This is a genomic window from Salipiger pallidus (genome assembly GCF_014643635.1).
GTDB classification, from domain to species: domain Bacteria; phylum Pseudomonadota; class Alphaproteobacteria; order Rhodobacterales; family Rhodobacteraceae; genus Salipiger; species Salipiger pallidus.
In genome coordinates this window covers 301,733-325,183 of sequence record NZ_BMJV01000003.1, presented here as the reverse complement: position 1 = coordinate 325,183, position 23,451 = coordinate 301,733, and the positions used below count along the sequence as shown (strand labels likewise).

Annotated in this window: 19 protein-coding genes; 9 read left to right on the top strand and 10 right to left on the bottom strand. The window is 66.8% G+C overall.

The features are described from left to right. Window positions 1-103 precede the first annotated feature (103 nt). Both purE and yghU read right to left on the bottom strand, forming a co-directional pair. Entirely contained in the window at window positions 104-595 is a 492-nt protein-coding gene (gene purE, locus IEX41_RS09540) for a 5-(carboxyamino)imidazole ribonucleotide mutase (protein WP_188790007.1), read from the bottom strand. A gap of 192 nt (window positions 596-787) precedes the next feature. Then, window positions 788-1,621, bottom strand: a complete 834-nt coding sequence (gene yghU / locus IEX41_RS09535) for a glutathione-dependent disulfide-bond oxidoreductase (RefSeq protein ID WP_188790006.1) — start codon at window positions 1,619-1,621, stop codon at window positions 788-790. A gap of 465 nt (window positions 1,622-2,086) precedes the next feature. On the opposite strand from yghU, the gene IEX41_RS09530 reads away from it, so the two are divergent. The 3 genes from IEX41_RS09530 to IEX41_RS09520 all read left to right on the top strand — a co-directional run bounded on the left by IEX41_RS09530 (window position 2,087) and on the right by IEX41_RS09520 (window position 5,976). Next, a complete protein-coding gene (locus IEX41_RS09530) occupies window positions 2,087-4,528 on the top strand; it encodes a ligase-associated DNA damage response DEXH box helicase (protein WP_188790005.1) in 2,442 nt (813 codons plus the stop codon). 275 nt (window positions 4,529-4,803) lie between these two features. Continuing rightward, window positions 4,804-5,472 carry a ligase-associated DNA damage response endonuclease PdeM gene (pdeM, locus tag IEX41_RS09525; protein WP_188790004.1) on the top strand — a complete coding sequence of 223 codons (669 nt, stop codon included), beginning with the start codon at window positions 4,804-4,806 and terminating at the stop codon, window positions 5,470-5,472. A 153-nt stretch (window positions 5,473-5,625) separates the two neighbouring features. After that, window positions 5,626-5,976: a PaaI family thioesterase gene (locus IEX41_RS09520; protein ID WP_308421499.1), complete on the top strand. Its 351-nt coding sequence runs from the start codon at window positions 5,626-5,628 to the stop codon at window positions 5,974-5,976. 187 nt (window positions 5,977-6,163) lie between these two features. Here IEX41_RS09520 and IEX41_RS09515 read toward each other — a convergent pair whose 3' ends face one another. Genes IEX41_RS09515 through leuS form a run of 3 tightly spaced genes read right to left on the bottom strand, consistent with a single transcriptional unit; the run spans window position 6,164 to window position 10,263 of the window. Continuing rightward, complete coding sequence (locus IEX41_RS09515) at window positions 6,164-7,189, bottom strand: DNA polymerase III subunit delta (protein WP_188790003.1); 1,026 nt, start codon at window positions 7,187-7,189, stop codon at window positions 6,164-6,166. A 7-nt stretch (window positions 7,190-7,196) separates the two neighbouring features. Beyond that, window positions 7,197-7,676: an LPS assembly lipoprotein LptE gene (lptE, locus tag IEX41_RS09510; protein ID WP_229673102.1), complete on the bottom strand. Its 480-nt coding sequence runs from the start codon at window positions 7,674-7,676 to the stop codon at window positions 7,197-7,199. Window positions 7,677-7,686: 10 nt separating this feature from the next. Then, entirely contained in the window at window positions 7,687-10,263 is a 2,577-nt protein-coding gene (gene leuS / locus IEX41_RS09505; protein ID WP_188790131.1) for a leucine--tRNA ligase, read from the bottom strand. Window positions 10,264-10,464: 201 nt separating this feature from the next. Between leuS and IEX41_RS09500 the strand changes: the two genes are divergently transcribed. Beyond that, window positions 10,465-11,724, top strand: a complete 1,260-nt coding sequence (locus tag IEX41_RS09500) for a glycosyltransferase family 4 protein (RefSeq protein WP_188790001.1) — start codon at window positions 10,465-10,467, stop codon at window positions 11,722-11,724. 312 nt (window positions 11,725-12,036) lie between these two features. On the opposite strand, the gene IEX41_RS09495 is transcribed toward IEX41_RS09500, so the two are convergent. Next, complete coding sequence (locus IEX41_RS09495) at window positions 12,037-12,336, bottom strand: HNH endonuclease family protein (RefSeq protein WP_188790000.1); 300 nt, start codon at window positions 12,334-12,336, stop codon at window positions 12,037-12,039. Window positions 12,337-12,438: 102 nt separating this feature from the next. On the opposite strand from IEX41_RS09495, the gene IEX41_RS09490 reads away from it, so the two are divergent. Further along, window positions 12,439-13,737, top strand: a complete 1,299-nt coding sequence (locus IEX41_RS09490) for a TIGR03862 family flavoprotein (protein WP_277874171.1) — start codon at window positions 12,439-12,441, stop codon at window positions 13,735-13,737. An 88-nt stretch (window positions 13,738-13,825) separates the two neighbouring features. Here the strand turns inward: IEX41_RS09490 and IEX41_RS09485 are convergent, their stop codons facing one another. Further along, a complete protein-coding gene (locus IEX41_RS09485; RefSeq protein ID WP_188789998.1) occupies window positions 13,826-14,689 on the bottom strand; it encodes a D-amino-acid transaminase in 864 nt (287 codons plus the stop codon). A 149-nt stretch (window positions 14,690-14,838) separates the two neighbouring features. On the opposite strand from IEX41_RS09485, the gene IEX41_RS09480 reads away from it, so the two are divergent. Next, window positions 14,839-15,825, top strand: a complete 987-nt coding sequence (locus IEX41_RS09480) for a DUF5671 domain-containing protein (RefSeq protein ID WP_188789997.1) — start codon at window positions 14,839-14,841, stop codon at window positions 15,823-15,825. A gap of 6 nt (window positions 15,826-15,831) precedes the next feature. On the opposite strand, the gene dgcA is transcribed toward IEX41_RS09480, so the two are convergent. Next, window positions 15,832-16,794: an N-acetyl-D-Glu racemase DgcA gene (dgcA, locus tag IEX41_RS09475; protein WP_188789996.1), complete on the bottom strand. Its 963-nt coding sequence runs from the start codon at window positions 16,792-16,794 to the stop codon at window positions 15,832-15,834. A 92-nt stretch (window positions 16,795-16,886) separates the two neighbouring features. Next, window positions 16,887-17,888: an N-acetyltransferase DgcN gene (dgcN, locus tag IEX41_RS09470; RefSeq protein ID WP_188789995.1), complete on the bottom strand. Its 1,002-nt coding sequence runs from the start codon at window positions 17,886-17,888 to the stop codon at window positions 16,887-16,889. 355 nt (window positions 17,889-18,243) lie between these two features. Between dgcN and IEX41_RS09465 the strand changes: the two genes are divergently transcribed. Both IEX41_RS09465 and IEX41_RS09460 read left to right on the top strand, forming a co-directional pair. After that, entirely contained in the window at window positions 18,244-18,672 is a 429-nt protein-coding gene (locus tag IEX41_RS09465) for an NUDIX hydrolase (RefSeq protein WP_188789994.1), read from the top strand. A gap of 119 nt (window positions 18,673-18,791) precedes the next feature. After that, window positions 18,792-19,751, top strand: coding sequence for an L-malyl-CoA/beta-methylmalyl-CoA lyase (locus IEX41_RS09460; protein WP_188789993.1), 960 nt, complete (start codon window positions 18,792-18,794; stop codon window positions 19,749-19,751). Window positions 19,752-20,201: 450 nt separating this feature from the next. Here the strand turns inward: IEX41_RS09460 and IEX41_RS09455 are convergent, their stop codons facing one another. Continuing rightward, entirely contained in the window at window positions 20,202-21,557 is a 1,356-nt protein-coding gene (locus IEX41_RS09455; RefSeq protein ID WP_188789992.1) for a dicarboxylate/amino acid:cation symporter, read from the bottom strand. 285 nt (window positions 21,558-21,842) lie between these two features. Between IEX41_RS09455 and rimK the strand changes: the two genes are divergently transcribed. Further along, the gene (rimK, locus tag IEX41_RS09450; RefSeq protein ID WP_188789991.1) at window positions 21,843-23,234 is read left to right on the top strand and encodes a 30S ribosomal protein S6--L-glutamate ligase; all 1,392 of its coding nucleotides are present in this window, start codon (window positions 21,843-21,845) and stop codon (window positions 23,232-23,234) included. Window positions 23,235-23,451: the final 217 nt, after the last annotated feature.

Sequence of the window (23,451 nt, the reverse complement as noted above, 5' to 3'; positions counted from 1 at the left end):
GGCGCGATCCGGAGCCAGGCCAGACCGCCGCCCGGCAGCTTTCCCGGACCGGCGTCCGCAAAGCCGGGCATCAGCCCTGCCTCGCGCCGGACTTGGTCCGGTCTCAGCCCCGCTCGGGCTCTTCAGGAATCGAGGCAGAGAGCGCCTCGCGCCATGCATCCAGCCGCTCGGCAAGGGCTGGGTCCTGCAGCGCCAGGATGCCCGCCGCCATGAGCCCGGCGTTCTTGGCCCCGGCCCCGCCGATTGCCATGGTCGCCACAGGGTAGCCGCGCGGCATCTGGAGGATGGAATAGAGGCTGTCGACCCCCGACAGAGCCTTGGTCTGCACCGGCACGCCGATCACCGGCACACGCGTTTTGGACGCCATCATGCCCGGCAGGTGCGCCGCACCGCCAGCGCCCGCGATGATGGCCTGAAGACCGCGCCCCGCAGCCTCTTTGCCGTAGGCCCAAAGCCGGTCCGGGGTGCGGTGGGCCGAGACGATGCGGGTCTCGTAAGACACGCCAAGCTCGTCGAGCACGTTCGCCGCCTCTTCCATGGTCGGCCAGTCCGACTGGCTGCCCATGATGATCCCGACCTTGATCTGCTCTGCCATGCGCCCGCGCCCCTGCTTTCGTGAAAAAGAAGGCCGCACTATACCGCTGGGCCCGGGCTTGTCCATCAGCCAGTGGTGCCGCCCCCGCCGGGGTGGCGTGGGCACAACAGCGCCCTGCAAAGGAAAACGCCCCGCACCGGCATCCGGGCGGGGCGCTTCATCGGGATGGGTCCGGGTGCCCGGACCAGCGCCTCAGTCGAAATCCGCGGCCGAGTGACGCTCAGGCACGCCCTTGGCACCGGGCACCTCGGTGCGGTTCACCACGCGGCCGCGCTGTACGGCGGGGCGGGCGTCGATGGCCTGCGCCCAGCGTACCACGTTGGTGTAGCTGGCCACGTCGAGGAACTCGGCCGCGTCATAGGCGCGCCCCAGAACGAGGTTGCCGTACCAAGGCCAGATCGCGATATCGGCGATGGTGTACTCGTTCCCGGCGATGAACTCGCGATCCGCAAGCACCTTGTCGAGCAGGTCGAGCTGACGCTTGGTCTCCATGGTGAAGCGGTCGATGGGGTACTGCATCGGATAGGGCGCATAGGCATAGAAATGGCCGAAGCCGCCGCCCAGGTAAGGCGCGCTGCCCATCTGCCAGAACAGCCACGACAGCACCTCGGGGCGATTGCCGGACGTACCAAGGAAGGCGCCGAACGTTTCGGCAAGGTGCAGCAACATGGCACCGGATTCGAACAGGCGCACCGGCGTGTCGCCCGAACGATCCATCAGTGCCGGGATCTTGGAGTTGGGGTTCACCTCGACAAAGCCCGAGCCGAACTGGTCGCCCTCCATGATGTTGATCATCCAGGCATCGTATTCCGCGCCCGCATGGCCTGCGGCCAGAAGCTCCTCGAAGAGGATGGTGACCTTCTGCCCGTTGGGCGTGCCCATGGAGTAAAGCTGGAAGGGATGCTCGCCGACGGGAAGCTCCTTGTCATGGGTTGCGCCGGCGATGGGCCGGTTGGTCGAGGCGAACTTGCCGCCGTTGCCCGGCTCCCATGTCCAGACCTTTGGCGGGGTGTACTCTTCGCTCATCTGATGGCTCCGTCTCATGTGGGTTGAATGGTGATTTGAATGGCAACGTAATGACCGCGTGCGGAATGACCACCCCCCACCCCCTGCGGGCGGCTTGTGCGCCAAAGCACAGACCACGGACCGGGGCGCCAAGCGACGTAGCAGGACGGAGGCGCAGACGCGTGCCGGTGCGCGCAGGGCCAGCCGTGCCTCGTCCACGAAGGCAAGAGCTCGCCGTGGGTGCCTCGGCGCAAGCGTGCAAAGGATGCCGCCCCTCGAACCACTCAGGCGAGCAACGCGATTGGCCTTGCCGCCAATGAAGACAAGGATCTGCCCTGCCCGGCCATTCGAGCCCGTCTGTCGCGGGCAAGCCCCAAGGCTGCCAAGGCGCAGCCCCTCGGCGGCCGGTCAGGCAGTAGGCCTGCAGACCGCTCCCAGTTGAGCCCGCCCATGGCAAGAGTCCCGGCTGCGCCCTATCTAGGGGGAATGACGCAGCTTCCCGCCTCCCTCCAGACCTGGTTCGACAGCCGTGGCTGGCAGATCCACCCGCATCAGCAGGCTATGCTTGACCGCGCGTCGGACGCATGCCTGATGCTTGTCGCTCCCACCGGCGGTGGCAAGACACTGGCGGGTTTCCTGCCCACCCTGGCGGAATTGGCCGATGCCCCGCGCACCGGGCTGCACACGCTCTATATCTCTCCACTCAAGGCGCTGGCGACGGACATCCGGCGCAACCTGCTCATCCCGATCGAGGAGGCGGGCCTGCCGATCCGGGTCGAAGACCGCACCGGTGACACGCCGTCGTCGCGCAAGCGCAGACAGCGCGCGGACCCGCCTCAGATCCTGCTGACCACGCCCGAGTCGCTGGCGCTGCTGACCAGCTACGAAGACGCTCCGCGCATGTTCGAAGGGCTCCAGCGGGTTATCGTCGATGAGATACACGCCCTTGCCGAAAGCAAGCGCGGCGATCAGCTGATGCTGGCGCTGGCGCGGCTCCAGACCATGTGCCCAAACCTGCGCCGGGTGGGACTGTCGGCCACGGTCGAGGATCCCCCTGCCGTCGCCCGCCTTCTTGCCCGTCATCCGGACCCTTGCAAGATCCTGATGGCCGATCCCGGCCCCGAGCCGGACATCTCCATGTTGCAGACGGACGAGGCTCCGCCATGGTCCGGGGGCGGCGCCGCCTACGCCATTCCGGCAGTGCTGGAACAGGTGAGGCAGCACCGCACCACGCTGATCTTCCACAACACGCGGGCACAAGCCGAGATCTTCTTTCACAACCTCTGGCTTGCCAACGAGGATGCGCTGCCCATCGGCATCCACCACGGCAGCCTCGACCGCGCCCAGCGTGAAAAGGTCGAGGCGGCGATGGTGCGCGGCGATCTGCGGGCCATCGTCTGCACCGGCAGCCTCGATCTGGGGATCGACTGGGGCGACGTGGATCTGGTGATCCAGATCGGCGCACCGAAGAACGTCAAGCGGCTGGTGCAGCGTATCGGGCGCGCCAATCACCGCTACAACGCACCCTCGAAGGCGCTGCTGGTGCCCGCCAACCGTTTCGAGGTGGTGGAATGCGTCGCCGCACTTCAGGCCGTGCAGGAGCGCGAGCTTGACGGAGAGCCGCGCGGCCCCGGCCCACGCGACGTGCTGTGCCAGCATATCCTGATCGCCGCCTGCGCCGGGCCGTTTGACGCGGATGCCCTGTTCGAGGAAATGACCAGCGCCGGGGCCTACGCGGGGCTGGCGCGTGAAGACTTCGACGCCTGCCTGAATTTCTGCGCCACGGGGGGATATGCCCTGCGCGCCTATGATCGCTGGCAAAGGCTGCTGCAGCGCCCGGACGGCCTCTGGCAGCTCCGCGATCCGCGCTCGGCGGCACGCATCCGCATGAACATCGGCACAATTCAGGACACCGACACGCTGAAAGTGCGTTGGCGCGGGCGCGGCGGGCAAACCCTGGGCGAGATCGAGGAAGGCTTTGCCGCCAGCCTCACCAAGGGCGACACCTTCCTCATCGGCGGGCAGATCGTGCGCTACGAGGGGCTGCGCGAGATGGTCGTCGAGGTGACCCGCGATGCGGCGAAAAAGCCGAAGATCGCCACCTTCATGGGCACCAAGTTCGCCACCTCGACCCAGTTGTCGCAACGTATCCTGCGCATGTTCGATGCCGGCGACTGGTCCGCCCTGCCGGGCCACACTGCCCAGTGGCTGACCCTGCAGCAGGAGGTCAGCCAACTTCCGCAACCGGGCCGCCTTCTGATCGAAAGTTTCCCCCATGACGGGCGCGAACAACTGGTGGTTTATGGCTTTGCCGGGCGCAACGCGATGCAGACGCTTGGCCTTCTGCTGACCAAGCGCATGGAGGAGGAGGGGCTCGCCCCCATGGGCTTCGTGGCCTCGGATTACGCGGTGCTGATCTGGGGGCTGGACGCGGTAATCAACCCGGCCCCGCTGTTCGATCTGGACCGGCTCGAGGACGGGCTCGAGGGTTGGTTGCAGGGCAACGCGGTGATGAAGCGCACCTTCCGGGCCAGCGCCACCATCGCCGGACTAATCGAACGCAATACCGCCGGCGCGCGCAAGAGCGGGCGGCAGGCGACCATGTCGTCGGACATCCTATATGACACGCTGGTCAAATACGACCCGGGCCACCTGCTGCTGGACATCACCCGCGAGGAGGCCATGCGCGGCCTCGTGGATTTCGCCCGCATCCGCGAGATGTGCGACCGCATCGGGGACCGCATCGACCTCGTGCGGCTGAAACGGGTGTCCCCCCTGTCGGCACCGCTGTTCCTCGAACCCGGGCGGGTGCCGATCAACGGCAGCGCGGACGAGCGGCTTCTCGAAGAGGAGGTCACGCGCTTGCTGGACGAGTCCGGGCTGGCCCGGCTGGGGGAGACGTCGGCCAAGGTAGCAGCTTCCGGCTGACATCCACCTGCCGGAGGGCTCCCTTCTGCTGCCCCGGTCCAGCCTGCCAGCTGGATCGCAGTGGCGCACACGAGTGGCAGGGATCGGGGCCTTCTGCCCCCCTCTTCGAAGAACACATCCCTGCCAGACCTACAGGCAAATGCCCTCGCCACTGCGGTGGGATCATCACTCTGGCCACCGTGAGTGCCGCGCACCGGCATGTTTCGGCATGTCAGCGCTGATGGGTCCAAGCTTTGCCCTTGCCCCAGGGCACTGATACAGGCAAGGAACAGGGCATGAACACCGCCGCTTTCCAGTTTCGTGACGCCGCGCTTGCGGCGCTGCCCTCGGGGGCGCTGCACTGGCCTGCCATGGGGCTGCTGGTGGTGTCGGACCTGCATTTCGGCAAATCCGCACGGCTGTCGGCGGTGGGCGGCGCGGCCCTTCCCCCCTACGAGACGCGCGAGACGCTGCTACGGCTCGAGGCCGACCTTGCCGCCACCGGCGCGGACCGGGTGATCTGCCTTGGTGACAGTTTCGACGCCGCCGGCATCGATGTCGCCCTCCCCGAGGACGATCGGCTGTGGATCCTGCGCCTGCAGGCCGGACGCGACTGGACGTGGATCGAGGGCAACCACGACCCCGGCCCCGTGTCGCTGGGCGGTACCCACCTGGCCGAACTGGCCATCGGCTCGCTGATCTTCCGCCACATCGCCACCCCCGGCCCGGTAGGGGAAGTGTCAGGGCATTACCATCCCAAGGCACGGCTGCGCCTGCGCGGACGGGTGATCTCGCGGCCTTGCTTTCTCGTGGACGAGCGCCGGCTGATCCTGCCTGCCTATGGCGCCTATACCGGCGGTCTGCGCTGCGATCACGCGGCGCTGGCGGGGCTCATGGCCCCGGACGCCCGCGCCATCCTGACCGGGCCGACACCCGTCACCATCCCCATGTCGCGCAGCGCCTAACCGCTTGCCGTGCCGCCCGTAACGTTGCGGCGCGCGGCCCCCGAAGGCTTGCCTGCCGCATCTGAGGCTGCTCTGATCGCAGTATGGACATGGACATTGATTTGGGCGGGCGCATCCGGACGAGCTTTGCCCTGCAGGGCATGATGCGGACATTTGAGGCGCAGATCGTCTCGGTTGCGCCGGGGGGAGGTCTGCCTCAGTGCGCCACTGCGCCCCGAAACCAGCCAACAGCAGGGCTTTGGCCACGCCGCGCTGGCCTTTGGCCTCGGTGACAGCGCGGCAGGCTATGCGGCCCTGACCGTGATGCCCGAGGGGCGCGAGGTGGTGACATCGGAGATGAAAATCCATCTTCTGGCCCCAGCGCGGGGCCTCCGTCTGATTGCGCGAGGGCGCGTGGTTAAACCCGGGCGCAGGCTGGTGATCGTAAGTGCGGATGTCTTCGCCGAAGAGGACGGTGCCGAAACCCACATCGCGCTCCTCACAGGGACGATGGTTCCGGTCTGAACGCAGGTCGTACCAGTCCGCGGGCGTGTCTCCAAAGCCAATGGATCATGTCCGAGGCCACCGACGTCCACTGGCAGTGAATGCCCCGGATGGCCTGATGGTGTGCCGACTTTCCAGCAAGCCACGACCGCATGGCACCGTCAGCGACTGCCCCCTGAACCTATCAGCCCCCGCACCGAGGTGTTGCTCAGCGCCGTGCCAGCCACGCGATGCGCACGAAGGCACGTTCGACCAGCGCCATGGCAGGGGCCCGCTGCCCGGCCGAGCGCAGCGACAGGTCCGTGTCCATGAGCATGCCGAGCCCCATCTCGAGCCGGTCCGCCGACCAGCCTTGAGCCTGCCTCAGCATACGGTCGCGGCGCGGGCCGAAGAGCGGCGGGCGCAGCTTGCCGATCCCCGCCTGCGGCCCGCCCGGCGCCGAGGCCAGCGTGTAGAGCACCCGGAAATGCCGCATCGCCATGATCAGCAGCGTCACCGGGTTCACCCCCTGCCCCGCCAACCGCTGCACCAGCGGGCCGATCTCGGACTGGCGGCCTTCGGCCACCACGTGGAGGATGTCGTCAAGCTCGGCCTCGATCGACGCCGGGGCGCTCAGCGCCACCTCCTCACCGGTCAGGGGGGCGGGATCATCCAGCTTGTAAAGTGCGACCTTCTCCAGCACCTGCCGGAAATCGCCCGGCTCCAGCGCGCGGGCCAGCCCTTCAAGGGCATCCCAAGCCGAGCGATCCACCTGCTCCAGTCCAGCCTTGCGCAGCGCCGCCTCGATCTCGTCCCGGCCCGGCGGGTCGGAGTAGATGCCGATGGCATAGCTGTTGGAATGGGTCTCGAAAAGCTTGCGCAACTTAGACTTGGCGGCAAGCACCCCGGCGGTGGCGATGATCTGGGCATCCCCCTCGCGCCAGTCGTTCAGCGCGGTGGAGATAACGTCGGTCAGCCCGTCGGTCGCCTCTTCGACAAAGGCGACCCGGGGGCCGGGAAAAAAGCCCTGCGACTTGATCGCATCCAGTAGCATCGCCGGATCGCGCCGCAGCTCGGACGCGGGAATGCGGGCAAGGCGCATTTCGGTCTCGCCCTCGGGTCCGATGAGGGCGGCGATGGTCTCCTGCCGGCGGTGCGCGACGCGCATGGCATCCTCCCCAAACAGCAGAATGCCTGCACGGGTCGGGTCGGGCTTGCGAAAGAACGCCTGTGCGTCGCGGCCGGTAAGCTTCATGGGCGGCTCACCTCGGCAGCTTGTCCGCGTCGATCAGCAGCCGGTCGATGACCTGGTCCGCAAGGATCACCATCAGGCGCCGCCGCGCGTCCCGCTCGGCGGTCTGCGTGGCCACGGTGGAGCCGGTGGCAGAATAGCTGGTGAAGGCATCGGTGTAGCCTTCGATCAGCGCGATGTCGCTGCCGACCGGCGAGAGCCGGTAGTTGGCCCGCCCCGTCAGGCGATAGCGTGTGGTCTGGCCATCCGACAGTGACCCCAGCCCCCGGCTGCTGAGTGACCGGTTCACGGTCAGCTCGTAAGGGCCGGTCCCGCGCCCCAGCCGCTCCTCGAACCGCGAGCGGAAATCGTAGTCCGCGCGATTCTCGGGTTCGGCCAGCGCTACAGCGTTCAGCAGCCTGCCGCCGCCGCCCTGCGGTCCATAGACCGGGGTGAAGCCGCAGGCCGAAAGCCCGCCCGAGACCACGAGGGCCCCGAGCGAGAAAAGCACTTGTCTGCGATCAGGCAACGACATTGACGATACGACCCGGCACCACGATGAGTTTCTTCGGTTGGGCGCCATCCAGCGTCCGCACCACAGCATCATGCGCGAGGGCGAGTTTTTCAATCTCTTCCTTGGGCATGTCGCGCGGCACCGTGAGTTCCCCCCGGCGCTTGCCGTTGACCTGGATCGGCATGGTCACCGTGTCCTCGATCATCATCGCCTCGTCGGCCAGCGGCCACGGCGCGTTGGCGACAAGGCCGTCACGGCCCAGCAGTTGCCAGATTTCCTCGGCCAGGTGCGGCGTCATCGGGGCCATCAGCTGCGCCAGTACGGCGGCGACCTCCCGCTTCACGCCCGATCCGGCGCGCGACTTGGTCAGCGCGTTGGTCAGCCCGTACAGCCGCGCGATGGCGGCGTTGAAGCCGAAGCTTTCCACCGCAAGCGTCACGTCATGGATCGCCTTGTGCATCTCGCGCAGCAGCGCCTCGTCCTCGGCGGTGGCGGGAACGTCGGATGCGGCGATCTCGGCGCAGGCACGGTAGACGCGGCCAAGGTGGCGGTTCGCGGCCTCGGCCCCGGCGGCGGTCCATTCCACGTCACGCTCGGGCGGGCTGTCGGACAGCACGAACCAGCGCGCGGTGTCGGCACCGTACTGCTTCACGATGGTGACTGGGTCCACGACGTTGTTCTTGGACTTGGACATCTTGGCCGAGGGGATGACCTCGACCTCGGCGCCGGTGTCCTTGAGGAACGCCTTGCCCTCTTTCAGCTCCACCTCTTCGGGATAGTGATAGGTGGGGCGGCCTTCGGCCTGCGGAGTCTGGTAGATCGCGTGGGTCACCATGCCTTGGGTGAAGAGCGCGCTGAACGGCTCCTTGCTGGTCTCGGGCAAGTGGCCGGTGACATACATCGCCCGCGCGAAGAAGCGCGAATAGAGCAGGTGCAGGATCGCGTGTTCGATGCCGCCGATGTACTGGTCGACGTTCATCCAGTACTTCGCCTCGTCCATGTCCGTGGGGGTGTCCGCACGCGGCGCGGTGAAGCGGGCGTAATACCACGAGCTGTCGACGAACGTGTCCATGGTGTCCGTCTCGCGGCGTGCGGGCGCCCCGCAGGAGGGGCAGGCACAGTCGCGCCACGTCGGGTGACGGTCGAGCGGGTTGCCCGGCACGTCAAAGCTGACGTCCTCGGGCAAGACGACGGGCAGGTTTTCCTTTTTCTCGGGCACCACGCCGCAGGTGTCGCAATGCACCACCGGAATCGGGCAGCCCCAGTAGCGCTGGCGCGACAGGCCCCAGTCCCGCAGGCGGAACTTGGTCACGCCGGTGCCGACCCCGTTGTCCTCGCAGAAGGCCACGGCGGCGTCGATGGCATCTTCCCCGGTCATCGCCTCAGCGCCGGCGAAGGGCTGGAGGTAGCGCACGGTTTCGGGCTTGGGCGGCACGTAGGCCGGGCCGCCGTCCTCGGGCAGGATGAAAGTGCCTTCCTCGCCCATGGCGGGGGCGAAGACGCTGCGCACCGGCAGATCATACTTGCGGGCGAATTCAAGGTCGCGCGGATCATGCGCCGGGCAGCCGAAGATCGCGCCGGTGCCGTAATCCATCAGGATGAAGTTCGCGATGTAGACCGGCAACTCCCACGATGTGTCGAAGGGATGGCGCACGGTAATGCCGGTGTCGAAGCCCAGCTTCTCGGCGGTCTCGATCGCCTCTTCGGTGGTGCCGCCCTTGCGGCATTCGGCGACGAACTCGGCCACCTCGGGGCGCTCGGCCTCGAGCGCGCGGGCCAGCGGATGGTCCGGCGAGATGCCGACGAAGCTCGCGCCCAGCAGGGTATCGGGGCGGGTGGTGTAGACTTCGATCCGGTCGAAGCCTTCCGGGGCCTCGACGGTGGAGAAGGCGAACTGAAGCCCGCGCGACCGGCCGATCCAGTTGGCCTGCATCAGCCGCACCTTGGCGGGCCAGTCATCGAGCGTGTCGAGCGCCTCGAGCAGTTCGCCGGAATAGTCGGAGATCTTGAAGAACCACTGGGTGAGTTCCTTGCGCTCCACCGGCGCGCCCGACCGCCAGCCGCGGCCGTTCTCGACCTGCTCGTTGGCCAGAACGGTCATGTCGACCGGATCCCAGTTCACCACGGCGTTCTTGCGGTAGATCAGCCCGGCATCAAGCATGTCGAGGAACATGGATTGCTGCTGGCCATAATATTCCGGATCGCAGGTGGCGAACATGCGGTCCCAGTCAAAGCCCCAGCCCATGGGCTTCATCTGTTCGATCATCGTGTCGATGTTGGCGTAGGTCCAATCCTTGGGATGGCCCCCCGATGCCATGGCGGCGTTCTCGGCGGGCATGCCGAAAGCATCAAAGCCCATGGGGTGCAGCACGTTGTGCCCGGTCGCCCGCTTGTAGCGCGCCACGAGATCCGACAACGTGTAGTTGCGCACGTGGCCCACGTGGATGCGGCCCGACGGGTAGGGGAACATCGGCAGCACGTAGTATTTCGGACGGCTTTCATCGCGCGTTGCGCTGAAGGTCTGGGCGTCGTCCCAGGCGGCCTGCCATTTCGGCTCGATCTGGGCGGGATCGTATTGCGACATAGGGGTATCCATCCGCGGGTTCGGGTCTCGGTTGGGCGGGTGATAGGCCGAAGGGGCGTCGCGGTCCAGTCCCGGGCCGTGTTCGGGGCCCGGCCTTGGCGACATTTCCGCAACCGAAAGGGGACAATCCGCCCCTTGCCCTTGGCCGCCCTGCCCCGTGCGTGCCAAAAGAAACGGCATCCAACCGTTCGGCGGCCCGTCATGAAGATCCTCTGCATCCACCAGAATTTCCCCGGCCAGTACAAGCATCTTGCCCCGGCCCTTGCCGCCCGGGGCCACGAGGTCGTCGCCCTCACCCCCAAGGTCAAGAAACCCAGCAGCTGGGCCGGGGTGCGCATCCTGCCCTACGCGGTACGCGGCAAGTCGACCAAGGGCATTCACCCGTGGCTGTCGGATTTCGAAACCAAGGTACTGCGCGGCACAAGCTGCTACCGCGCCGCCCTTGCGCTCAAGGACGAAGGTTTCTCTCCTGACGTGATCCTTGCCCACCACGGCTGGGGCGAAAGCCTCTTCCTCAAGGATGTGTGGCCCGACGCGCGGCTTGGTCTTTATTGCGAGCTCTACCACCGGGCGGACCGGCAGTTCACCGGGTTCGACCCGGAATTCCAGCGCATGGCCCCCGAGGCCGACCCGCTGCGCCTGCGGGTGAAGAACCTCAACAACCGCCTGCACGAAGAGGTGATGGATGCGGGCATCTCGCCCACCCGCTTCCAGGCGGAGACTTTCCCCGAACCATGGCAGGATCGCATCACCGTGGCCCATGACGGCATCGACACCGACAAGGTCTGCCCGAACCCCGCGGCCCGGCTCGACCTTCCCGATGGCAGCACCGTCACCCGCGATGACGAGGTCATCACCTTCATCAACCGCAACCTAGAGCCCTACCGAGGCTATCACGTTTTCATGCGCGCCCTGCCCGAGCTGCTGCGCCGCCGCCCCCTTGCGCAGGTGGTGCTCATCGGCGGCGACGAGGTCAGCTACGGCGCCAAGCCCCCCGAGGGCAAAAGCTGGAAGCAGATCTTCATCGACGAAGTGCAGGATCAGATCCCCGCCAGCGGCTGGAAGCGGGTGCATTTCCTCGGCCGGGTGCCTTACGAGCGCTTCCTCGCGATGATGCAGGTCAGCCGGGTGCACGTTTACCTCACCTACCCCTTCGTCCTCAGCTGGTCGCTGCTCGAAGCGATGAGCGCGGAATGCGCCATCGTCGCCAGCGACACCGCGCCGGTGCGCGAGGCACTGACGGAGGAAGACACCGGCGTGCTGACAGATTTCTTCGACGGTGCCGCAATGGTGGAAAAGGTCTGCGATCTGCTCGAGGATCCGGCCCGCCGGGCTCAGCTGGGCACCAATGCCCGCGCCTTCGTCCGGGCGAACTACGACCTTCAGACCGTCTGCCTGCCCCGCCAGCTGGACTGGGTAGAGCGGCTTGCGGCCCTGCAGCCACGCGCGCCCCGCGACTAGCCCGCGTCGCAGGATCCCCCCTTTTCAGGACCAGCCGATCATGACCGGGCTGCCGGACTGGTGCACGGATGAGGCAGGCAGAGAGTGGAGGCAGAGCGCTCTGAAAGCGGCGGTTGGTTCCCGAGGCTCGCTCGGAACGCTGCCGCCAGACCGTACCGCGAACACGCCTCCCCACACCTGCGGCCCGGCACAGCGCCCCTGTCCGCGCAGATCTCGACTATCCAGGCACGGGATCTGTCCAGCGTCTTCCGCCCCACCTTCCCCGATGCGTCAGGCAAGGTCCCGGGCCCCAGGGTGCCCCATGTCACCGCATCAGCGCTTGCGCCGCCCGCCGCTGCTGCGCGAATGGAAGGTCGGCGGGCGTTTCGCCACCCAAGCCAGGAAGCGCTGCATCTCCGGATGCGCCCGCAGCGCCTCGGGCGTGCTCAGATCGCGGGCAAGCTGCGCTTCGGTGAAGGCACGGTGGATCTCGTTGTGGCAGATCTGGTGCAACAGCACCGTCGGCCCGCCCTTGCCGCCCTTCAGCTTGGGGACAAGGTGATGCAGGCTCTGCTTTGCCTCGGGCGGAATCGGGCGCAGGCAAAGCGGGCAGATCGGCAGGTCTTCGGGCATGGGGCACGACCTTGGGGTTTCGCCCCTTGTACGCAGGGGCCTCGCAAGGCAAGACACTGGTATCAAAGCGCCGGTGATCAAGAGGAAACCGCCCTGCCCCCCCTGACCCTCCACACCGACGCGCTGGTCATCGGCGCGGGCCCCGCCGGGCTCATGGCCTCCGAGGCGCTTTTGCAGGCGGGCTGTCGCGTAGTTTTGGCCGAACACAAACCCTCGGTGGCGCGCAAGCTGTTGATGGCGGGCAAGTCGGGCCTCAACATCACGAAGGACGAGCCCTTCGAGGCCTTCCTGAGCCACTACGGCACCGCCGCGCCGCACCTGCGCCCCTACCTAGAGGCGCTGCCTCCCGCGGCGGTCACCGCGTGGGCCGAGGCACTGGGGCAGGAGACTTTCACCGGAAGCACCGGCCGGGTCTTCCCCAAAGCGATGAAGGCCTCGCCGTTGCTGCGTGCGTGGCTGGCGCGGCTGGACGGCATGGATGCGGGTGGCATGGATACGGGCGGCATGGGTGCGGACGGCGGGTCGGGTGAAGACAGCAAGACCGAAGGCAGGAATGCCGAAGAGCGGGCGATCGACCGACGCACCCGCTGGCGCTGGACCGGCTGGAATGGTCCAGCGGCCACCTTCGACATCCCCCAGGGCACCGCGCAGGTGATTGCGAAAACCACCGTCCTTGCACTCGGCGGCGCCAGCTGGGCGCGGCTCGGCTCCGATGGGGACTGGGCACATATCCTCGAGGCAGATGGCATCGCCACCACCCCCTTCGCCCCGTCAAACGCAGGCCTGCTCAAGGCATGGTCCGACCACATGCAGCCTCATTTCGGCGCTCCGCTCAAGGGCATTGGCCTTTCGGCAGGTGCCCTTACCTCGCGCGGCGAGGCGGTGATCTCCGCCCGCGGCCTCGAGGGTGGCGGGCTCTACCCGCTCACCCCCGCGATCCGTGAGGGGCATCCGCTCTTCATCGACCTTGCCCCGGACCTCCCGGAAGACACGCTCGCCGCAAGGCTCAAACGCCGCCGCTCACGCGAGAGCCTGTCGAACCACCTGCGCAAGGCGGCGGGCCTGTCGGCCGCCACCCGCGCCCTGCTGCTGGAATGCGCCCGCCCCCTGCCCAACGACGCCGCGAGCCTTGCCCGGCAGATCAAGCGGCTGGAAGTCTCCCACGACGGTCTGCGCCCGCTGGACGAGGCGATCTCCACCGCCGGCGGCCTGCCCTTCTCCGAACTCGACGACCGGCTCATGCTCCGCGCCCGCCCCGGCACCTACTGCGCCGGGGAAATGCTCGACTGGGAGGCCCCGACGGGCGGCTACCTGCTCACCGCGAGCCTCGCCACCGGCCTCGCGGCAGGCCGCAATGCCGCCGCTTGGGCAAAGGTGCAGCCGGCCTCTTCTTCTCTTTGAAAATACGCCCGCCGGAGGCGTCCCCACCCCTCCAAATGAAAACGGCCGGGGCATCGCACCCCGGCCGCCAATCCTCATGGCACAGCGATCACACCGCCACGGCGCGGCTTTCCTCGAGGTAGATCTCGCGCAAGCGCAGCGACACCGGACCCGGCACACCGTCCCCGATGGTCTCGCCGTCCATGGCCACCACCGGCATCACGAATGCCGAAGCCGAGGTAAAGAACGCCTCATCCGCCGCCTTCACCTCGTCGATGGTAAAGGGACGTTCCTCGACCTTCATCTGCGCCTCGCGGGCAAAGCGCAGGACAGCGGCGCGGGTGATGCCATGCAGGATGTCGGTGCCGAGGTTCCGGGTGATGATGACGCCGTCCTTGACGATATAGGCGTTGTTCGACGTGCCCTCGGTGACGAAACCATCCTCGACCATCCACGCGTCATCGGCACCGGCCTTCTTGGCCATCATCTTGCCCATGGACGGGTAAAGAAGCTGCACCGTCTTGATGTCGCGGCGGCCCCAGCGGATGTCGTCGATGGAGATCACCTTGATGCCGGTCTTCGCCGCCGGGCTGTCCGCCAGCCCCGGCTTGGCCTGGGTGAACAGCACCAGCGTCGGCTCGGTGGTCTCGGGGTCCGGGAAGGCGAAATCCCGGTCGCCGGGGGCACCGCGCGTCACCTGCAGATACACCAGCCCCTCGTCGATGCCGTTGAGCTCCACGAGCTTGCGGTGGATCTCGATCAGATCGTCGAAGGCGGCGGGCTTCTTGATCTCGAGTTCGTTCAGCGACCGCTCGAGCCGCTTCAGGTGGCCGTCGAAGTCGATCAGCTTGCCACCGAGGACCGAGGTCACCTCGTAGACGCCATCCGCCATCAGGAAGGCACGGTCGAAGATCGAGATCTTCGCCTCGTCCTCAGGCAGGTAGTCTCCGTTGACATAAACGGTACGGGTCATGGCCAAAGCTCCTTGGGTTGTGGGGCGGGCTCCGTGGCCGCGCCCCCGCGTGTAACGTGACGGCGCGACAGCGTTAGCCCGCCCGCGCTCCGATGACAAATGCCCATCGCAGCCCTAGATCCGATGGCAGCAACCGGAAAGGCAGACGGATGGCAGATCAAGACAGACTCGGCAGCTGGATCGGCAGCGCCATCGGCGCGGGCATCCCCAAACCGGTGCTCCGGGCCGAGCTCATCGCAGAAGGCTGGACCGACCGCGAGGCGGACGCCGCGCTCGCCGCGTGGTCCGACACCCCCGGCGCCGCCGGCGCAATCCCGCGCCCCGTGCGCAGCACCGCCGCCCGCGACGCGCTGTTCTATGCGCTGCTGTTTATCACCTTCGGCATGGTGTCGGGCCAGGTGCTGGCGCTGCTCTTCGGCCAGATCGATCTGTGGCTCGCCGATCCCACCACCCGCTACATCGGCGGAGCGGGCACCGCGCGCTGGTCGCTTGCAGCCCTGATCGTCTTTGCGCCCACATTCTGGCTGCTTGACCGCGCCGACCGCCGCAGCCTTGTGGAAGATCCCGCACGCAGGCATGGCACCGTGCGACGGTGGCTGTCTTCCATTGCCATTCTCATCGCGGCAATGGTTTTGCTGAGCGATGCGCTCTACGTCATCTTCAGTTACCTCGACGGTGCGCTCTCGTCGCGCTTCATCGCCAAGGCGCTGACAGTGGCGGGCATGGCGGTGCTGGTGCTGGGCTACTTCCGGCAGGACCGGGGCCGCACCCCGGCGACTGCCGCCCTGCTGGGCCTTGCCGCACTGACCGCCGTGCTGACCTTCACCGCCACCGGAGGGCCAGCAAAGGGACGCATGCAGGCCCGCGACCGGGCCCATCTGTCGGATCTCGACACCCTGTCCTACAGTGTGCGCACTTGCCTTGCGGACCGCGCCGACCTGCCGGAAACCTTTGATCCGACTGACTGCGCCCCGAGCGGCGGCACCCTCTCGGCCATGGCCGAAGACGTGCGTTACGAACGGCTGTCGGACACCGAGTTCCGCCTCTGTGTCGAGATCGAGGACCCCGGCAGCCCGCGCCTCGGCAACACCGTCATGGACGGCACCGAAGCCTGCAGGGTCCAGAGCCTCGACTGACATGCCTCACCCCCAGAGCGCCGGGTCCGATGGATGCACCCCGTACTCGTCGAAACGCAGCGGCACCTCGCGGTCCTCCCCGAGCAGCAGCGGGCCATCGAGGTCCACGTAACTTGCGCCCTGCGCCAGCAGGACCGCAGGCGCCATGGCCAGCGACGAGCCCACCATGCAGCCGACGAAGACGCCATAGCCCTCGGCCAGCGCCGCCTCGCGCAGCGCCAGCGCCTCGGTCAGGCCGCCGGTCTTGTCGAGCTTGATGTTGACGATGTCGTACTTGCCCTTGAGCTTCGGCAAGGAGCTGCGGTCATGGGCGCTCTCGTCGGCACAGACAGGCACCGGGCGGTCCATGCCGATCAGCGCCTCGTCGTCACCGGCAGGCAGCGGCTGTTCCACCAGCGCGACGCCAAGGCGCACGAGATGCGGCGCAAGATCGGCGTAAACCTCGGCGCTCCAGCCCTCGTTGGCATCGACGATGATGGTGCTGTCCGGCGCGCCGGCGCGCACGGCCTCGAGCCTCGCCATGTCGTCGGGGGTGCCCAGCTTGATCTTCAACAAGGGGCGAAAGGCATTCTTGGCCGCCTGCGCCTGCATGGCCTCGGGCGTGTCCAGCGAGAGGGTATAGGCGGTAACCTCCGGCCGCGGAGCCGCCATGCCCAGCATCTCCCAGACCCGCTTGCCCGACGCCTTCGCCTCGAGATCCCACAGCGCGCAATCCACCGCGTTGCGGGCCGCCCCGGCGGGCAGGAGGCCCTGAAGCGCCTCGCGGGTGACATCCTCGGGCAGGCCCCGGATCTCGGCCTCGACGCTGTCCAGCGTCTCGTCGTAGCGGGCATAGGGCACGCATTCGCCCCAGCCGGTGACGCCGCCGCGCGTTACCTTCACCGTCAGCACCTTCGCCTCGGTCCTGCTCCCGCGGGAGATGGTGAACACCTGTGCCAGTCGATACGTGTCGCGCGTTACGTCTATCACGAGGACCCTGCCCTTCTTCTCTTTCCAAATACGCACCAGCGGCGGCGCAACACGCACCGCCGCAAGGCAATCTCGCGAACCTGCCAAAAGGCTCAGTAGGCGGCAACCGCCTCCGCAAGCCGCTCGGCGCCGTGGCGGAACGGATCCACCGTGGGCAGGCCCAGCTTGGCCTCGACCTCGGCGCAGTAATCAAGCGCTTCCTGGTCACCCATGTGCTGGGTGTTGATCGACACGCCGATCACCTTGCACTCGGGGTTGGCCACCTGCGCCAGCTGCAGCGCCACGTCGCGCACCGCCTCGAGGGTCGGCAGCTTGTAGCCCGGCAGGCCGCGCATGTGCTCGCGGGTCGGCTCGTGGCACAGGATCAGCGCATCGGGCTGGCCGCCATGCACCAGTGCCATGGTGACACCGGAATAGGACACGTGGAACAGCGAGCCCTGCCCCTCGATGATGTCCCAGTGATCGTCGTCGTTGTCGGGGGTCAGGTACTCGATCGACCCGGCCATGAAATCGGCGATCACCGCATCCAGAGGCACACCGTCGCCGGTGATGAGGATGCCGGTCTGGCCCGTAGCGCGGAAGGTGGATTTCATCCCACGCTCACGCATGCAGGCATCCAGCGCCAGCGCGGTGTACATCTTGCCCACGGAACAGTCGGTGCCCACGGCCAGCAGGCGCTTGCCCTTGCGCGGCTCACCATTGGCGATGGGATACTTGACGTTGGGAATGCGCACGTCCCAAAGGTTCTGGCCGGTGGCCTTGGCCACGGCGGCAAGATCTTCCTCGTCGCGCAGCAGGTTGTGCAGACCCGAGGCAAGGTCAAAGCCCTCTTCCAGTGCCTCGATCAGCACCTTCTTCCAGGTCTGCGAGATCACGCCGCCCCGGTTTGCCACGCCGATCACCAGCGTCTTGGCGCCAGCGGCCTTGGCTTCTGCAAGGGTCATGTCCTGCAGCTTCATGTCGGCCTTGCAGCCGTCAAGGCGCAGCTGGCCCACGCAATTCTCGGGGCGCCAGTCCTTGATCCCCTGGGCAACCTTGGCGGCAAGCGCATCGGGCGCATCGCCGAGGAACAGCAGATAGGGGGTCTCGATCATGGCAGTCTCCTTGTCAGTCACGGGGCCGCTGGCCCTCATTGGTCACGGGGCTGTCGGCCCCTGCTTGTGTCGGGCCGGACGGCCCGTGCCGCGTATGGGGGCCATGGCCCACGCACCGCGGTTTTGACGGACACTAGCGCGGGCGTGATGCAATGCGATGCCGTTTTCGCGGTTGCCGCATGACCCGTTGCGAAGAATCTCCCGCAAGAGAGGCATCTGCACAAATTATTTTCCAACGCTCCCCAAGACCTCATCCCAAGGCCCCTTCACGATCCCCACGGCAGGTGAAGCGCCGCTTGATCTTCACCGCCTGCCCCCCGAGACTCGCGGAACAACCGCAGGGATAAGGCCGCTCATGACCACACCGAAACTTGCCGCCCTCGCCGTGGTCCTCAAGGGGGACCAGGTGCTGCTGGTACGGCGCAGGAACCCGCCCGATGCCGGGCTCTGGGGCTATCCCGGCGGCCATGTGAATTTCGGCGAAACCACCGCCGAGGCCGCCGTGCGCGAGCTTTTCGAGGAAACCGGCGTCATCGCCGCGCCGGTCCGCAGCCTCATGGGCCTCGATACGTTTGCCCGCACCGAGGCAGGCGTGGTCACCCACCATTTCTACCTCGTGGCGGTACAGTGCAGTCATGTCTCGGGCACGCCGCAGGGACAGGATGACGTGTTCGAGGCCGCTTGGCATCCCCAGGAAGACGTCCTGCACGGGCGGCTGCCGCTCAGCCGCGAGGTGGACCGGGTCTTGCACGCGGCGCTCGCCCCAGGCGACGCGCCTCTCTGACCAAGGTCCCATGATGCAGGCGCAGAAAATCCCCTTGCCTCACGCGCGGCAATTTAATAACCAAACTGAAGGGAATAACGAAACATAGTTACGCGCCTATAGCCGTTACAGGAGAAACCATGAGCTTCCGCATCCAGCCCAGCCCCGCCGCCCGTCCGAACCGCTGCCAGCTGTTCGGCCCAGGCTCGCGTCCCGCGATCTTCGAGAAGATGGCCGGCTCGGCGGCGGACGTCATCAACCTCGACCTCGAGGACAGCGTCGCGCCTACCGACAAGGAGAGCGCGCGCGACAACATCATTCAGGCCATCGGCGACATCGACTGGGGCAAGAAGACCCTGTCGGTACGGATCAACGGCCTTGATACCCCCTACTGGTATCGCGACGTGGTGGACCTGCTGGAGAAATCGAGCGACCGGCTCGACCAGATCATGATCCCCAAGGTGGGCTGTGCCGAAGACCTCTATGCCGTGGACGCGCTGGTCACGGCGGTAGAGCGCGCCAAGGGCCGCGCCAAGCCGATCAAGTTCGAAGTGATCATCGAATCTGCCGCCGGTATCGCCCATGTGGAACAGATTGCCGCCGCCTCTCCGCGCCTCGAGGCCATGAGCCTTGGCGCGGCGGATTTCGCCGCCTCCATGGGCATGGCGACCACAGGTATCGGTGGCACGCAGGAAAACTACTACATGCTGCACGAGGGCGCGAAGCACTGGTCCGATCCGTGGCACTGGGCGCAGGCCGCTATCGTCGCCGCCTGCCGGACCCATGGCGTGCTGCCCGTGGACGGCCCCTTCGGCGATTTCTCGGATGACGAAGGCTACCGCGCGCAGGCGCTGCGCTCGGCCACGCTAGGGATGGTGGGCAAATGGGCGATCCACCCCAAGCAGGTGACGCTGGCCAACGAGGTTTTCACCCCGTCCGATAAGGCTGTCTCCGAAGCGCGCGAGATCCTCGACGCCATGGAAGAGGCCAAGGCCAAGGGCGAAGGTGCCACGGTCTACAAGGGCCGCCTCGTGGACCTCGCCTCGATCAAGCAGGCCGAGGTGATCGTGAAGCAGTCCGAGATGATCGCCGGGCACTGACGGCAGCCCCATCCGTGGCAAGGCGCGGGCCCGCCGGTCCGCGCCTTTTTCGTGGCCGGTGCGCAGTGCCGCCGGCGATGCCGCCCGTGTGTCCGTGGTGCTGGTTTCCGCGTCTGGGGTTATCCTTGGCTTGGCTGAACGTGGCCGCGCTGTCCTTGTCGCAAGCTCCCCGGGCTCAGACGTCGCTGCGCGGCATGCGCGGGGTCTGACCTGAGACGATGAGGCCCGGACCGGCCAGACCCTGCTGGTTGGCGGCAAGGCTCGGCGCGAGATCCCCCGTGCCGTACTTGCCTGCGCGATGGCACTCAGCGTGTCTCCGGGCTGCACGCTATAGGCCTCCAGCCGACTGGAGACCGGCAGGATCAGCCGCCCGATGGGGGAGACCCTCCCCCGAACGCCAGACGGGGCGCCGCAAACGGCGCCCCGCTGGATCATTGGCGGCCAAAGGGATCACTCGGCAGGCTTGTGCGCCGCACTGGCCAGCACATGCTCGGCATCCTCATTGATCCCCAGGTTGTCCCCCACCAGATCGCCAGCGGTGGGATCGGCGTATGTGTTCATGTCCATCTGCCCCTCGGTCTTGGCCACAATGGTGGTCACCACCGCGTCGCCAGTGATGTTCACCGCAGTGCGGATCATGTCCATCAGCCGGTCAACTCCGAGGATCAGCGCGATGCCTTCGATGGGCAGGCCCACCTGCGTCAGCACCATGGTCAGCATGACAAGGCCGACGCCCGGCACCCCGGCGGTGCCGATCGAGGCAAGGACCGCCATGGCGATCACGGTGACATAGCCGCCGACCCCCAGGTCGATGCCGTAGACATTGGCCAGGAACACCGTCGCCACGCCCTGCATGATCGCGGTGCCGTCCATGTTGATCGTCGCGCCGAAGGGCACGGTGAAGGACGCCACAGAGTTGTTCACGCCCATGCGCTCGTTCACGCAGCGCAGGGTCACCGGGATGGTGGCGTTGGACGAGGCGGTCGAGAAGGCAAAGATCTGCGCCGGGCGGATCTTCTTCATGAAGATGAACGGGTTCAGCCCCGAGAACAGCTTGAGATACACCATCAGCGTCACGAAGAGGTGCAGGAATAGCGCTCCCACGAGGACAATGACGTAGCTCAGCACCGGGATGAACAGGCCGATGCCCTGTTCCGTGAAGGTCTTGGTGATGAGGCAGAACACACCGATGGGGGCGAAGGCCATGACGATCTGTACGACCTTCATCATCAGCTCGTTCATGAACTCACATGCCTGCACGAAGGGCGTGGACCGTTCGCCCAGCATCAGCGCCGCGACCCCGAGGATGATGGTGTAGAAGATGATCTGCAGCATCTCGCCATTGGTGAAGGCCGCCACGGGGTTGCGCGGCACGATGTTGGCGAAGGTGTCCCACACGCTGGGGGCCTCGCGCGCGGTGACGCCCGAGGTGTCGACCCCGTCCATGACAAAGCCGTTGCCCGGTCCGACCAGCAGCGCGATGATGATCGCCAGCGCGATGGCGGTGCCGGTGGTCAGCAGGTAGAGCCCGAAGCTCTTGCCCCCGACCCGGCCAAGGATGCGGATGTCCCCGATCCCCGCAACGCCGCAGATCAGCGAGAAGAACACCAGCGGCACCACGAGCATCTGCAGCGCGTTGACGAACATCCGCCCGATCATGCCGAACAGGCCGCCCACGATGTGCGTGTTGATGGTCTCGAGTCCCGCCATGTTGAGGATCACCCCCAACACCAGTCCGGCAAGCATCGCGAAGATGATCTTGGTGGTCAGCGACAGTTTACCGTCGCCATCTTGTAGCGCACCCATGGCAGCCTCCATCTTTGGTACACGCCAAGATTGCGCGACTTTCCCGAAAAGCTGGGGGTATTTTTGGCGCAACGGCGGCGTTTCGGCGCCGAATTCGCAGGCACAGCTGCGCGGCAGCCTGAAAATTCACCGCATTTCCCGATGATGCGCACAAGGCACCCTGACGCCGCAATCCGCAGGACGGCCCGGGGAATCGCGCTGGATCACCAGGCCGATGCGCTACGTATTGTGCCTGTCACAGAGCGGCGATATGGCGCTGTTCCTGCTCGATGAAAGGACCAGATCATGACCCAGTTCACGCTCGGGTGGGAAGAATGGCTCGCCCTCCCTGACCTCGGCCTTCCGGCAATCCGTGCCAAGGTGGACACCGGCGCGCGGACCTCGGCGTTACATGCCTTCGCCATCGAACCCTTCGGGACAGCGGACAAGCCCATGGTGCGCTTTGCCATCCACCCCGACCCGTCCGATCCGAATCTCCAGATCATCTGTTCCGCCCCGATGAAGGACCAACGCGAGGTCACCTCGTCCAACGGCGAGACCGAATTGCGCTTTGTCATCGAGACGACGATCACCATGGACGGGCGCAGCTGGCCCATCGAGGTCACGCTGACCGACCGGGGCACCATGGCCTATCGCATGTTGCTGGGCCGCTCGGCGCTGGATGATGACATGCTGGTGAACCCCTCGGCCAGCTTCTGCCAACCCAAACTGTCCTTTGACGCCTACCGCGACATCACCCGGCAGAAGCCTCACCGCCGCGCCCTCCGCCTTGCAGTGCTGACCCGGGAGCCGGACAATTATTCGACCCGCGCACTGATCGCCGCGGCGGAACGGCGCGGCCACGCAATGGAGGTGATCGACACCTCGCGCTGTTACATGAACATCCGTGGCATGGGCGGCGAAGTGCATTACGACGGCCGCCGCCTGCCCCATTACGACGCGGTGATCCCGCGCATCGGCGCCTCGATCACCTCCTACGGCACTGCCGTCGTGCGCCAGTTCGAAGGCATGGGCACCTATTGCCTTGCCGGGTCCGAGGGCATCACCATGTCCCGTGACAAGCTGCACGCCCACCAGGTGCTGGCCCGGGCCCGCATCGGCATGCCCACCACCGCCTTTGCCCGCAGCCCCAAGGATTCGGGCAACCTCATCAGCCTTGTGGGTGGCGCGCCGCTGGTGCTGAAGCTGCTGGAAAGCACGCAAGGCAAGGGCGTGGTGCTGGCCGAAACCCGCAAGGCGGCGGAATCGGTGATCTCGGCCTTCCAGGGGCTGAAGGCAGACTTCCTCGTGCAAAGCTTCGTCAAGGAAGCCGCGGGCGAGGACATCCGTTGCTTCGTGGTGGGCGGCAAGGTGGTGGCGTCGATGCGGCGCAAGGGCAAGCCGGACGATTTCCGCTCCAACCTGCATCAGGGCGGCACGGCCGAAACCGTCCGCATCTCCAAGGCGGAACGCGAGGTGGCGATCCGCGCCGCACGGGTGATGAAGCTCGATGCGGCAGGCGTCGACCTGCTGCGTGGCGAGGACGGGCCGAAGGTGCTCGAGGTGAACAGCTCGCCGGGGCTGGAGGGGATCGAGAAGACCTCTCAGAAGGACATAGCGAGCCTCATCATCGGCCACATCGAAACCAAGGTCGCCCCCCGCGCCCCGCGCAGCCGCGTCCGCAAGCCCGCGGGCTGACCCGCGATGGTGGTGTCGGTCCGAATGGGACCGACACCACCAGCTGACTGCTCCTGCCCTGTTCTGCCCGCCCCTCGGCCCGCCGCCTCAGCGCCGGGCGGCTTGCGGGTGTCGGCCCGGCCTCGATCCCTCACGCCGGACCGATGGCAGCCTGCTGAGTGCCGCAGCTGCGCTCGGAGAGGAGGCCAAGGCATCATGCCTGCCCTGATCCGCAAGG

Coding starts and splice junctions, on each gene's coding strand:
- IEX41_RS09530 (WP_188790005.1), top strand. CDS start 2,087: ATGACGCAGCTTCCCGCCTCCCTCCAGACCTGGTTCGACAGCCGTGGC.
- dgcN (WP_188789995.1), bottom strand. CDS start 17,888: ATGATCGAGACCCCCTATCTGCTGTTCCTCGGCGATGCGCCCGATGCG.
- IEX41_RS09460 (WP_188789993.1), top strand. CDS start 18,792: ATGAGCTTCCGCATCCAGCCCAGCCCCGCCGCCCGTCCGAACCGCTGC.
- IEX41_RS09455 (WP_188789992.1), bottom strand. CDS start 21,557: ATGGGTGCGCTACAAGATGGCGACGGTAAACTGTCGCTGACCACCAAG.
- pdeM (WP_188790004.1), top strand. CDS start 4,804: ATGAACACCGCCGCTTTCCAGTTTCGTGACGCCGCGCTTGCGGCGCTG.
- IEX41_RS09485 (WP_188789998.1), bottom strand. CDS start 14,689: ATGACCCGTACCGTTTATGTCAACGGAGACTACCTGCCTGAGGACGAG.
- IEX41_RS09480 (WP_188789997.1), top strand. CDS start 14,839: ATGGCAGATCAAGACAGACTCGGCAGCTGGATCGGCAGCGCCATCGGC.
- IEX41_RS09500 (WP_188790001.1), top strand. CDS start 10,465: ATGAAGATCCTCTGCATCCACCAGAATTTCCCCGGCCAGTACAAGCAT.
- IEX41_RS09465 (WP_188789994.1), top strand. CDS start 18,244: ATGACCACACCGAAACTTGCCGCCCTCGCCGTGGTCCTCAAGGGGGAC.
- yghU (WP_188790006.1), bottom strand. CDS start 1,621: ATGAGCGAAGAGTACACCCCGCCAAAGGTCTGGACATGGGAGCCGGGC.
- rimK (WP_188789991.1), top strand. CDS start 21,843: ATGACCCAGTTCACGCTCGGGTGGGAAGAATGGCTCGCCCTCCCTGAC.
- leuS (WP_188790131.1), bottom strand. CDS start 10,263: ATGTCGCAATACGATCCCGCCCAGATCGAGCCGAAATGGCAGGCCGCC.
- IEX41_RS09515 (WP_188790003.1), bottom strand. CDS start 7,189: ATGAAGCTTACCGGCCGCGACGCACAGGCGTTCTTTCGCAAGCCCGAC.
- IEX41_RS09495 (WP_188790000.1), bottom strand. CDS start 12,336: ATGCCCGAAGACCTGCCGATCTGCCCGCTTTGCCTGCGCCCGATTCCG.
- purE (WP_188790007.1), bottom strand. CDS start 595: ATGGCAGAGCAGATCAAGGTCGGGATCATCATGGGCAGCCAGTCGGAC.